12 protein-coding genes are annotated in these 11,856 nt (G+C 38.2%); 7 read left to right on the top strand and 5 right to left on the bottom strand.

What is annotated here, in order from left to right:
• Positions 1-270: 270 nt before the first annotated feature.
• Positions 271-837, bottom strand: coding sequence for a D-glycero-beta-D-manno-heptose 1,7-bisphosphate 7-phosphatase (gmhB, locus tag ABN256_RS14250; protein WP_196554680.1), 567 nt, complete (start codon positions 835-837; stop codon positions 271-273).
• 194 nt (positions 838-1,031) lie between these two features.
• On the opposite strand from gmhB, the gene metN reads away from it, so the two are divergent.
• From metN to proS, 6 genes are all read left to right on the top strand, one after another.
• On the top strand, positions 1,032-2,063 hold the full coding sequence (metN, locus tag ABN256_RS14255; RefSeq protein WP_196554681.1) for a methionine ABC transporter ATP-binding protein MetN: 1,032 nt from the start codon (positions 1,032-1,034) through the stop codon (positions 2,061-2,063).
• The gene (locus ABN256_RS14260; protein ID WP_036933988.1) at positions 2,056-2,709 is read left to right on the top strand and encodes a methionine ABC transporter permease MetI; all 654 of its coding nucleotides are present in this window, start codon (positions 2,056-2,058) and stop codon (positions 2,707-2,709) included. Before metN ends, ABN256_RS14260 begins: the two co-directional genes overlap by 8 nt.
• Positions 2,710-2,776: 67 nt before the next feature.
• Entirely contained in the window at positions 2,777-3,592 is an 816-nt protein-coding gene (locus ABN256_RS14265) for a MetQ/NlpA family lipoprotein (protein ID WP_036933990.1), read from the top strand.
• Positions 3,593-3,722: 130 nt separating this feature from the next.
• Positions 3,723-4,133 carry an envelope stress sensor lipoprotein RcsF gene (gene rcsF, locus ABN256_RS14270; RefSeq protein WP_082151821.1) on the top strand — a complete coding sequence of 137 codons (411 nt, stop codon included), beginning with the start codon at positions 3,723-3,725 and terminating at the stop codon, positions 4,131-4,133.
• On the top strand, positions 4,130-4,837 hold the full coding sequence (gene tsaA / locus ABN256_RS14275) for a tRNA (N6-threonylcarbamoyladenosine(37)-N6)-methyltransferase TrmO (protein ID WP_349439621.1): 708 nt from the start codon (positions 4,130-4,132) through the stop codon (positions 4,835-4,837). The genes rcsF and tsaA overlap by 4 nt, the downstream gene beginning before the upstream one ends.
• A 480-nt stretch (positions 4,838-5,317) precedes the next feature.
• Positions 5,318-7,033: a proline--tRNA ligase gene (gene proS, locus ABN256_RS14280; RefSeq protein ID WP_196554683.1), complete on the top strand. Its 1,716-nt coding sequence runs from the start codon at positions 5,318-5,320 to the stop codon at positions 7,031-7,033.
• Positions 7,034-7,125: 92 nt separating this feature from the next.
• On the opposite strand, the gene nlpE is transcribed toward proS, so the two are convergent.
• A complete protein-coding gene (gene nlpE, locus ABN256_RS14285) occupies positions 7,126-7,806 on the bottom strand; it encodes an envelope stress response activation lipoprotein NlpE (RefSeq protein WP_164526701.1) in 681 nt (226 codons plus the stop codon).
• A 262-nt stretch (positions 7,807-8,068) separates the two neighbouring features.
• Between nlpE and rof the strand changes: the two genes are divergently transcribed.
• The gene (gene rof, locus ABN256_RS14290; protein WP_072069997.1) at positions 8,069-8,329 is read left to right on the top strand and encodes a Rho-binding antiterminator; all 261 of its coding nucleotides are present in this window, start codon (positions 8,069-8,071) and stop codon (positions 8,327-8,329) included.
• Positions 8,330-8,365: 36 nt separating this feature from the next.
• On the opposite strand, the gene tilS is transcribed toward rof, so the two are convergent.
• The 3 genes from tilS to accA all read right to left on the bottom strand — a co-directional run bounded on the left by tilS (position 8,366) and on the right by accA (position 11,844).
• Positions 8,366-9,694, bottom strand: a complete 1,329-nt coding sequence (gene tilS, locus ABN256_RS14295; RefSeq protein WP_072069998.1) for a tRNA lysidine(34) synthetase TilS — start codon at positions 9,692-9,694, stop codon at positions 8,366-8,368.
• A 212-nt stretch (positions 9,695-9,906) separates the two neighbouring features.
• Positions 9,907-10,650 carry an SDR family NAD(P)-dependent oxidoreductase gene (locus tag ABN256_RS14300; protein ID WP_196554755.1) on the bottom strand — a complete coding sequence of 248 codons (744 nt, stop codon included), beginning with the start codon at positions 10,648-10,650 and terminating at the stop codon, positions 9,907-9,909.
• Between the two features lie 234 nt (positions 10,651-10,884).
• Positions 10,885-11,844, bottom strand: a complete 960-nt coding sequence (gene accA / locus ABN256_RS14305) for an acetyl-CoA carboxylase carboxyl transferase subunit alpha (protein ID WP_196554685.1) — start codon at positions 11,842-11,844, stop codon at positions 10,885-10,887.
• Between the last annotated feature and the right edge of the window lie 12 nt (positions 11,845-11,856).

The raw sequence follows: 11,856 nt of genomic DNA on the forward strand, positions 1-11,856 counted from the left end.
CAGATTGTCTGATAATTTGTTAAAGAGCAGTGCAACATTCGCTGCCGTTTCCGGTCTTCTGCGTTGTTGCGAGGAGGTGCATTCTACATCTTCCTCATTCAGTGTCAAGCGTTTATTTTCAAGGCTTTTCACTTTTTTTCTTTGTTCTCTCAGTCAGTTCGCTTAGCGCCCTGTTCCGTGACAACGAGGACGCATTATAGGGAGTTTTCTGAGGCTGGCAATAGTTTTTTTAAAAAAAATGATTGTTTGTTGGTAAATTAAACGAAGTGCTTATTTTTTGTGGCTTTTTAACCATTTTGGCAAGTCTGCAAGGCTATCAAGAACAAAATCCGCACACTTTTGTGCCTCTTCTGTTATCTCTTTTCCTGTACGAACTAGAATTTTATGACCAACACCTGCATTTTTTGCTGCCAACATATCTTCTTTTTTATCACCAACCATATAAGAAGAAGCCATATCGATGTTTAATTGTGCTTTTGCATCCATAAACATTCCTGCTGCTGGTTTACGACAGTCACATGCTTTTCTATATTCTTCTATATTAGCGTCAGGATGATGAGGACAATAATAGATACCGTCTAAATCGACACCTCGATCCGCTAAAGACCAATCCATCCACTCAGTTAAGTGTAAAAATTGATCTTCACTATAGTAACCTCGGCCAATACCGGATTGATTAGTCACAAGAACTAAGGCATAGCCCATTGCTTTTAATTCAGCCATTGCCTCAATGACGCCATCAATAAACTCAAAGTTATCAATTTCAGATACATACCCGTGATCTATATTAATAGTTCCATCGCGATCTAAGAAAATCGCTGAAATCCCCTTACTCACAGCACATTACTCCATTTAGATATTTTTATTAGTATCGCATGTTTTTTCTTATATAGAGAATGATATCCACGGCTTTCTTTCTTTATTAGCCTTCTACTCTTTTTTATTGACTTAGCCGTCTAGACGCCTTAACATCTATTTTAACTCGGGCAGAATAGTCTCTATGTCCCATATCTACTTATATAAAGAAAAACATGATTAAACTGACGAATATAAACAAAGTATTTAAGCAGGGAGAGCGTTCTATACAAGCGCTATCAAATATAAACCTGCATGTGCCACAAGGACAGATTTTTGGTGTTATCGGATCGTCAGGAGCGGGTAAAAGTACACTTATACGTTGCGTAAATATGTTAGAGAAACCAACTTCAGGTGAAGTATTGGTTGATGGACGAGATCTCACAAAATTATCAGATAAAGAATTAACAAAAGCACGCCGCGGTATTGGCATGATTTTCCAGCATTTCAACTTACTGTCCTCTCGTACCGTATTTGATAATGTCGCATTGCCATTAGAACTTGATAATACGCCACGAACTGAAATTAATAAGCGTGTTAATGAATTACTAGAATTAGTTGGTCTGTCTGATAAGAAAGAGTACTACCCAGCTAACTTATCTGGTGGACAAAAACAACGTGTTGCAATTGCACGCGCATTAGCAAATTCACCTAATGTTTTATTGTGTGATGAAGCCACCAGCGCACTAGATCCAGCAACAACACGTTCTATTTTAGAATTACTGAAAGATATTAATCGTCGCTTAGGCCTCACCATTTTATTAATTACTCATGAAATGGACGTTGTAAAACGTATTTGTGACCAAGTTGCGGTTATTAGTGGTGGTGAGTTAGTTGAAAGTGATGCCGTCAGTGAGGTTTTCTCTCACCCTAAAACGCCTGTTTCTCAAGCTTTTATTCAATCAACACTGCAATTAGATATCCCTGAAGACTATAAAGAACACATGAAACCAGAGTGGGAGGAAGGTTTATTCCCATTATTGAGACTTGAGTTTAACGGTCAATCTGTAGATGCACCATTAATGTCTATCGTTGCACGTCGTTTTGACGCTGATATTAATATTTTAAGTTCTCAAATAGACTATGCCGGTGGTGTGAAATTTGGTGTGATGTTAGCTGAACTACACGGTAAGAATGGTAACACTGAAAAGTCGATTGCGTTTTTAGAAGAGCATCATGTAAAGGTAGAGGTTCTCGGTTATGTCTGAAGGAATGATTTATTTATTAATTAGTGGGATCTGGGAAACCTTAGTCATGACCTTTGTTTCAGGCTTCTTTGGTTTTGTTATCGGATTACCTCTGGGTGTTTTACTTTATGTTACGCGTCCTGAACAAATCATGGCAAATCCACCTGCCTACCGCATTATTTCAGCACTCGTTAATATTTTTAGGGCAATCCCTTTTATTATCTTATTAGTATGGATGATCCCTTTTACACGTATGGTCGTAGGGACTTCAATTGGCTTGCAAGCAGCCATCGTGCCATTAACTGTTGGAGCAGCACCATTTATTGCTCGTATGGTAGAAAATACACTATTAGAAATCCCTCAAGGATTGATTGAAGCATCCCGATCTATGGGTGCAACGCCAATGCAAATTATTAAGAAGATTTTATTACCCGAATCTTTACCAGGCTTGATTAATGCGGCAACCATTACTTTAATTACATTAGTGGGTTACTCCGCAATGGGAGGTGCTGTTGGTGCCGGTGGTTTAGGTCAAATTGGCTACCAATATGGTTACGTTGGCTATAATGCAACAGTAATGAATACAGTCATTGTTCTACTCGTTATTCTTGTTTTTATCATTCAGTTTTTCGGCGATCGCTTAGTGAAGCTGACAACACATAAATAAATAGATTGAAGGTTTCTATTATTAATAAGGAAACCTTTTAATTAACAGATCAAATAAGGGTAAATGTATGTCATTGAAATTTAAATCGCTCGCAGTTGTAAGTGCTTTAGTTGGTGCATTGGCATTAGCTGGTTGTGGTGAAAAAGAAAAAGATCCAAACCATATTCGTGTCGGTGTTATTTCAGGCTCTGAACAACAAGTCGCTGAAGTTGCGAAACAAGTTGCTAAAGATAAATATGGTCTTGATGTAGAACTCGTTACTTTCAATGACTTCGTTATGCCTAATGAATCATTAAGTCGTGGTGATATCGATATTAATGCATTCCAACATAAACCTTATTTAGACCAACAAATTAAAGATCGCAATTACAAAATAACAGCTGTAGGAAATACTTTTATTTATCCTATCGCGGGTTATTCTAAAAAGATTACTGATTTAGCCGATTTACCTGATGAAGCACAAGTGGCTATTCCTAATGATCCAACAAACTTAGGTCGCTCACTGCTGTTATTAGAAAAAGTTGGATTAATTAAATTAAAAGATGGCGTAGGTCTGTTACCTACCAAGCTTGATATTATTGAAAACCCTAAAAAATTACAATTAGTTGAATTAGAAGCACCACAGTTACCTCGCTCATTAGATGATCAAAAAATCTACTTAGCAGTAATTAACACTACTTATGCAAGCCAAGTCAATTTAACACCAGCAAAAGACGGTATTTTTGTTGAAGATAAAGACTCACCATATGTAAACATCATTGTTGCTCGTGAAGATAATAAAGACAGTGAGAATGTGAAGAAATTTATTCAAGCTTATCAAACTGATGAAGTGGATAGTGCTGCCAATAAAATTTTTAACGGTGGTGCAGTAAAAGGCTGGTAATACATTAATATTTAACTTAATTATAAAAAAGGCGGACATTTGTTCGCCTTTCTCTTTTTTACTTGGCTAAATTGCATTAAATTAGAGCCGTTTAATTTTTGTATAGATAATAATAAAGAGGATATTACCCATGCACATGCGCTTGCTACTTCTTGGCATCATGGCGCTGTTTATGACAGGCTGTTCAATGCAAAAATCATCTGATGTTGATCAGTCTAAATTTACGGATATGCGTTTAAATAAACCAGGACAACCACAAAAACCAAAATCACAGACGTTACCTTCTGTGCGTATTGTTGAGAAAACAGAAGACCTTTTAGGTGCTCCGTTTAAAGATCTCGGCATTGTTGCCGGTGAATCTTGCCGTCAAACATTACAAGATCCACCAGCAAGTTTACCTATCGCAAAAAAAAGAATGGCTACAAAAGCAGCTTACAAAAATGCCAATGCTGTTTTATTGCATGAATGCCAAATTGTCACTGGTTTAGGTTGCTACCAATCTGCCATTTGTGAAGGCACAGCATTACTCATTACAAAATGAATACCTACCAAATGAATCCTATAGGGCATATATCAAGTCCTTATAAAGAAAAATTTGCCGTTCCACGCCAACCTGGATTAATCCAGGATGGCGGTGGCCAACTTATTCTACATACACCTTACAATCACCCAGATGCAGTTCGAGGCTTAGAACAATTTAGTCACCTTTGGCTGATTTTTGTTTTTCATCAAACAGCACAACTGGGTTGGCATCCTTTAGTTCGCCCCCCAAGGCTTGGTGGGAATACCAAAATGGGTATTTTTGCAACTCGCTCAACTTTTCGTCCAAATCCCATCGGCATGTCTTTAGTCGAGTTAAAAAAAGTAAACACACAAAACCAGTCCGTTGTTTTAGACTTAGGCAGCCTTGATTTAGTTGATGGAACTCCTATTCTGGATATTAAGCCTTATTTACCCTTTGCAGAGTCTCGACCAAATGCGATTGCTGGTTTTGCACAAGAAGCACCAGATAATGAAATGTCTGTTTTCTTTTCACAACTCGCTTTAGAACAGCTCCAACATTATGCGAACGAATATCCTCATCTTTCGCGTTTTATTACTCAAGTATTACAACAAGATCCTCGCCCTGCTTATAAAAAAAACGAGCAAAGTGATAGGATCTATGCGGTACATTTACTTGAATTTAATGTTCGCTGGCAAGTCAGTGGGCAACAGACACTTGTTCTTGATATAGAACCGCGGTAACTTGCTACTATCTTCATTGATATTGCTATCATGAATACTCCAATCTGAACGTCATTCTCGTTGTCTTTAAACAAATCAGATTGAAAAAAATGCTTTGCCCCTTTTGGCAGACCTAAGTCACTGGTAGACTAGAGCGTGTTGACCTTTGATGGTCGATTTTTATTCGAATTAAAAGCATTTTAGGCAAGGAGAGGGGCTCGCCGCCTAGTGAACTAGGCTAGCGCCTCTCAACGCAGAATAAAATGAGTGAAACGCCTTTTAATCGAACCCGTAGGGCTGTTTTTATTTTTAAGTGGTCATTGTTAATGTCAATCAATGCCCAAACTCAAAATAGTTGAATATGTTGCTTGTTTTATAAATTTCTTTTGCTGTAAAAATAAGCAGCAAAGATCAACACGCTCTAGAGTCTTTCTCTAATTATATTGATGTAGACTGGCGTGACAGTCAGCCTAAGTATTTTTGTTCTAATGGAACCTAATAATGCGTACTAGCCACTATTTGCTCTCTACTTTAAAAGAGACACCTGCTGATGCAGAAATTGTCAGCCATCAACTTATGCTTCGCGCAGGCATGATCCGTAAACTCGCTTCTGGTCTTTATGATTGGATGCCGACAGGGGTTCGTGTTCTGAGAAAAATTGAAAAAATTGTTCGTGAAGAGATGGACAATGCAGGATCACTTGAAATCTCAATGCCCGTTGTTCAACCTGCTGATTTATGGCTAGAAAGTGGTCGTTGGGAACAATACGGTCCTGAATTACTGCGTTTCGCAGACAGAGGCGAGCGTCCATTTGTTTTAGGCCCAACTCATGAAGAAGTTGTCACTGATATTGTTCGTAATGAAATTACCTCTTACAAACAACTTCCTCTGAATTTATATCAAATTCAAACTAAATTCCGCGATGAAGTACGCCCTCGTTTCGGCGTGATGCGTTCTCGTGAATTTATCATGAAAGATGCTTACTCTTTCCATATCTCTCAAGAGTCTTTACAAGAGACTTACGACAGAATGTATGAAGCTTATAGCAAAATATTCTCACGTATTGGTCTGGATTTCCGTCCAGTGTTGGCAGATACAGGTTCGATTGGTGGTAATGCATCTCACGAATTCCAAGTATTAGCAGACAGCGGTGAAGACGATATTGTTTTCTCTACAGGTTCTGACTATGCGGCAAACATTGAGTTAGCAGAAGCCGTAATGCCATCTACACCACGTGCAGCAGCGACTGAAGAATTACGTTTAGTGGATACACCAAACGCAAAAACCATTGCTGAGTTAGTGGAACAATTCAACCTGCCAATAGAAAAAACAGTCAAAACATTGATTGTTCATGGCACAAAAGAAAGTGGTCATAAACTCGTTGCTTTATTAATCCGTGGTGATCACGAGCTTAATGAAGTAAAAGCAGAAAAATGCGCTATTGTTGCAGCACCTTTAACTTTTGCTACAGAAGCTGAAATTCGCCAAGCAGTAAATGCAGGTCCAGGTTCATTAGGCCCAGTTAATCTGCCACTTCCAGTTATTATGGATCGCTCTGTTTCTGTGATGAGTGATTTTGGTGCAGGTGCAAACGTTGATGGTAAGCACTATTTTGGTATTAACTGGGAACGTGATTTACCGGTTGCTGAAATTGCTGATATCCGTAATGTGGTCGAAGGCGACCCAAGTCCTGATGGAAAAGGCACATTACTTATCAAACGAGGTATTGAAGTTGGTCATATTTTCCAGCTTGGTACAAAATATTCAGAAGCATTAAAAGCAACGGTACAAAACGAAGAAGGTCATAACCAAATCGTTACTATGGGTTGTTATGGTATCGGTGTAACTCGTATTGTTGCTGCGGCTATTGAACAAAATCACGATGCACGTGGTATTATTTGGCCTGATGCAATAGCACCTTTCCAGGTTGCAATCTTACCAATGAACATGCACCGTTCTTATCGTGTTAAAGAAGTTGCTGACAGACTTTATGACGAATTACGAGCCCAAGGCATTGATGTTCTTTTTGATGATCGTAAAGAGCGTCCGGGTGTGATGTTTGCTGATATGGAATTAATTGGTATTCCACACACTATCGTTATTGGCGATCGTAACCTCGATAACAACCAAATCGAATATAAAGCACGTCGTAGTGATGATAAATCACTGATTAATGTTGATGACGTTGTTGCCTTTATCAAAGAGCAGTTAGCTTAATTCTTAAGCCTCTTGACGATAAGAGAGGCTTCATTGAGCAATAAAAAACCCGCAAAAGCGGGTTTTTTTATTAGGAATAGAATAACTAAAACTTAGCTTCTGCTACCGCGATGGTTTCCACAAGAGCCATGACGATTAAAACGCGGTTTTTCATCAGTAACAACTAATGCTCTATCATATTTACCATCTTCCATTGAAGGGCGAATACTGTAATAACCACTCACTTCAAGGTAAACCGGTGTTCCACCATCAACGCCTGTTGAGAAATAACCTTTTTCTAATTCAATGCCATTTGCTGCGTAAACACGTCCTGATTGACAATCTTTAAATGTTCCAGCATCAGCAAAATAGGTAAACTCGCCAGCAAGCTGCTTAGGCTGAACTTTAGCTAAAGTATAATTTAGCTCTGAATTAATGACGTTACCGTCAATATCAAGCATAACTAATTTATCTTCACGAGGTAAATAATAGCTTTTCTCACCATAACTATTAGTCAGTGTCAGCTTATCTTTACCTAATACCCAAGTTCCTGATTCAAAGAAACTACGTTTATCATCAGGTGAGCCTTGGTAGCTTTGCTCCATTACATAAGAGCCATCTTGATTGACAAGAATTGTGGTGTCGATACCAGAACAATCGGCACACGGCAGAATACTGTTGTAAGTTTGGTCTACAATTTTTCCATCAAGTGATAAGCCAATATTATTTTGGCAACCTGATAGTACAAATAACCCGGCAGCAACGGCTGCAAATAAAATTTTTTTCCCCATCATCGACTCCCTACATTCTGGGTACTTTTTAATAAATCATTCTCAATATGATTCTAACATTTTTTAAAATAAAAGGGGGGTAATAAATACGCTTTAAGATAAATGCACCCATAATTGTCAGTTATTTCTCAAATCACTTCGAATAAAGAACTATTTAAGAAAATTATTATAATAACTATTGTGCTCACATCGAATAACAGCATAATGATTTTATTCTGAATTATTCACTGGCGGCTATACCGCCACGAAAAAGTGGTGAGGGAATATGTCAACAAATACAGAATATCAACCAATTAACTGTGATGATTACGAGTATCTGGAGTTAGCATGCCAACGTGGTTTAGCGCTCCATATTGAATTACATAATGGTGAGCTGATTGAAGGCATTGCTGATGATCTTTTCTTAAGCAAAAAGGTTGAATACCTAAAGATCAAGACGTCTGAAGGTTCTAAAGATTTACGACTGGATATCATTGCCAGTTTTTCTAATCCCGAACTTGGGACTATTGTTATAAAATCGGAATAACCGAATAAAGAACAGCCGCCAGCAGGCGGTTGTTCATTAATGAGCCTCTTGCCACTCAATAGTAATCGCATATTCTGATGTTGCTTTTCCCTCAAAAGTCACAAATGTATTAATAGCAGCAATTAACGTATCATTATAATAAATCAAAGGAATTCGCGTCCTACGCCAAGGCGCAATGTCAAGCTCTTGCCAAATTTTTTTACTATGCCGAGCATGTTCTCGTCCAACAATACGCAAAGACGCTTGTGTCAAACCAAAACGAACGGTGACCTTTTCATCCTTTGAAGGTGCTCTAACGGTATTTTTTCCTGTTGCCGTTGTTAGAGATAAAACACCTAATCCACTAGGTAAAGACAGTGATTGAGTAAGTGGCCATTCAATAATTTTATTAACAGGATCATCAATCATTGGTACAAGATAAAGGCGTTGTTTATAACGCCTCACTTCATCTTGATAAAATTGTAACTTAGGCTCAGCATCGGCTTTAGCTAAAGCAACTTCCTGCCATAATCGTAAAATTTGTTGTCTAGAGGGCATAATTTTATTATGTTGAGCAAACCAACGCCTTAATAGCGCATTACGCTTTATCACACTACAAAGAGCAAGTTGCTTGATGTCTAAACTGTGCTCTCTATCCATTAAAGCATTAAGTTCTGGCTCCAACAGCTCATCCAATAGTGCCTCTTGTTCACCACACAGTGCTGCACTACGAGTTACCGATTGTGAAAAATGGGGCCATCGCTGCGTTAATAATGGCATAACTCGTAAACGTAAAAAATTGCGATCATAGCTATCGTCTTGATTACTATCGTCTTCAATCCATGTTAGCCCTTGCTCAGTAGCATAAGATTCAATCTCTTCACGAGTAATATTAAGTAATGGTCGAAGCAAATAGCTATGCTCAAATACCATTTTAGCTGGCATTGAAGAAAGCCCTGACGGGCCACTACCTCGCTTTAACGCCAGTAAAAAAGTTTCAGCTTGATCATCTTGATGTTGAGCCGTCACTAACACTTGTTGTGGTTGTAAATTCCGACGAAAAGCTTGATAACGCGCTTCTCTAGCACCATTCTCAAGCCCTCCATCTTTAGGATCGACACGAACTTTTTCACTAATAAAATTTACCTGCCATTGCTGACAGCATTGTTCACAATGAGTAAGCCAATCATCTGCTTTGATATTTAATCCATGATGAATATAGATGGCAGTTAATTCTAAAGGTAATTGGAATTCATCACGTAAACGCACAAGCCCCTGCAGTAAAACGGTGGAATCTACTCCGCCACTAAAGCCCACCAAAATTTTGATGTGAGGATCAATGCGCTGTTTGATTTCTTTAAGAAGTGAGCCGTATTCCTGTTTCATCGCTTTGTCATTTATCAGTGAATTCAGGTGATTATGTTAATCTTTTCTCGCTGATTTTGCACGAGTACAAAGTATTCCTATAAATAAAACAAAGTGTAACGCTATTACACAAACATTAAGAGAAATAGAAATAAGATAAATACGAGGTTATAAAGAAATTAAAGAAGTAAAAAGCAGAATAACGATTATTCTGCTTTCTATTGAAAACAGAATTAAGCTGTAAAACCGCCATCAACCAAATAAGAAGCTCCAGTAACAAACGAAGCCGCATCGCTGGCCAAAAATGCGACAACATTAGCCACTTCCTCTGGTGTGCCGAGGCGCCCAATAGGATGCAATGTCGCTAACTTTTGTTTATCTAATTCACGGCCATCCAGCAAAGGTGTATCAATATAACCAGGGCAAACCGCATTAACACGAATACCTTTGTTTGCGTAATCAATAGCCAGTGTTTGTGTCAGTAATTTAACTCCGCCTTTTGATGCACAATAGGCAGGAAATTCATGCTGCCCAACAAAAGAACAAATTGAACTGCAATTCACAATCGCACCTGACATTTTGTTTTTTAGCCAATATTGAATTGCTGCTCGATTAATCAAAAAGAGTCCATTTAGATTAACATCTAAAACACCCTTCCATTTTTCATACTCTAATTTATCAGCAATGTTATCTGTTAAAACACCCGCATTAGCAAACAAGAAATCCATTCTTCCATACTTATTTACAACATAATCAACAAGTTGTTCATTTTCTTTTTCACTCTTCACATCCATTTGCACGAATTCACCGACAAATCCCTTCTCTTTTAGGTATTTTTCTGCTTTTTGTCCTCGTGCTAAATTACTACCAGTAATAACCACTGATGCACCTAGGGATAAAAATTTTTCCGCAGAGGCTAAACCAATACCGCTATTACCACCTGTAATAATTCCCACTTTGCCACTAAATGTAATCATCACCGATCCCTCATTTAATAAATCTTATAAAATGATAGGCGGGCATTATTATTTTTTTAGAAAAAATATGAATTAATATTAATTTTGAGATCAAGTTAACATATTGATATATAATATATTATAGTTAATATCACAGATTCTAATTGTTTCGATAGAGATAGTTTAAAATGGATCAATAAAAAGCCCCATGTCATCAACATGAGGCTTATCTGAATTTATTCAAATATCTCGAGATCAGCAGTAGCCGTATTCCATTAAACGTTGGTAACGACGATTAGTTAGCTCTTCTGAATCAAATGCATCTAATTCTTCTAAATCAGATTGGATTTGTGCTTTTAATGAAGCAGCAATTTCGTCATAGTGACGATGAGCGCCACCTAAAGGCTCAGAAATAACGTTATCAATCAGTTTAAGCTCTTTTAAGCGGTTTGCAGTAATTCCCATTGCCTCTGCCGCTAATGGTGCTTTGTCTGCGCTTTTCCAAAGAATAGAAGCACAACCCTCTGGTGAAATAACGGAATAGGTGCTGTATTGCAACATGTTCACTTTATCACCCACACCAATAGCTAATGCACCACCAGAACCACCTTCACCAATGACAGTACAGATGATTGGCACACCAAAACGTGACATTTCACGTAAGTTACGTGCGATCGCTTCTGATTGGCCTCGTTCTTCTGCACCAACGCCTGGATAAGCACCAGGAGTATCGATAAAGGTGATAATAGGAAGATTAAAACGTTGTGCCATTTCCATTAAACGAAGCGCTTTGCGATAGCCTTCTGGCGCTGGCATACCGAAGTTTCGGCGAATTTTCTCTTTTGTTTCACGCCCTTTTTGATGACCAATAACCATAACAGGACGGCCGTCTAAGCGCGCAATACCACCGACAATCGCTTTATCATCAGCATAAGCACGATCGCCTGCTAATTCTTGGAAATCAGTAAAGATACGATGAATATAATCCAGTGTGTAAGGTCTTAATGGATGACGTGCAAGTTGTGCAACTTGCCATGCACCAAGATCAGAAAAAATCTTACGCGTTAGCTCTAGGCTTTTTTCTCTTAAGCGTGAAACTTCTTCATCGATATTAATATCAATTTTTTCATCATGTTGGCTAACTGCGGTTAGCGAATCAATTTTCGCTTCTAACTCGGCAATTGGCTGTTCAAAATCCAGAAAATTAAGACTCATAACATTCCTATT

Origin of the sequence: Proteus sp. fly-1008, from assembly GCF_040140305.1 — a bacterium.
In the GTDB taxonomy this organism is placed as follows: Bacteria; Pseudomonadota; Gammaproteobacteria; order Enterobacterales; family Enterobacteriaceae; genus Proteus; species Proteus vulgaris_B.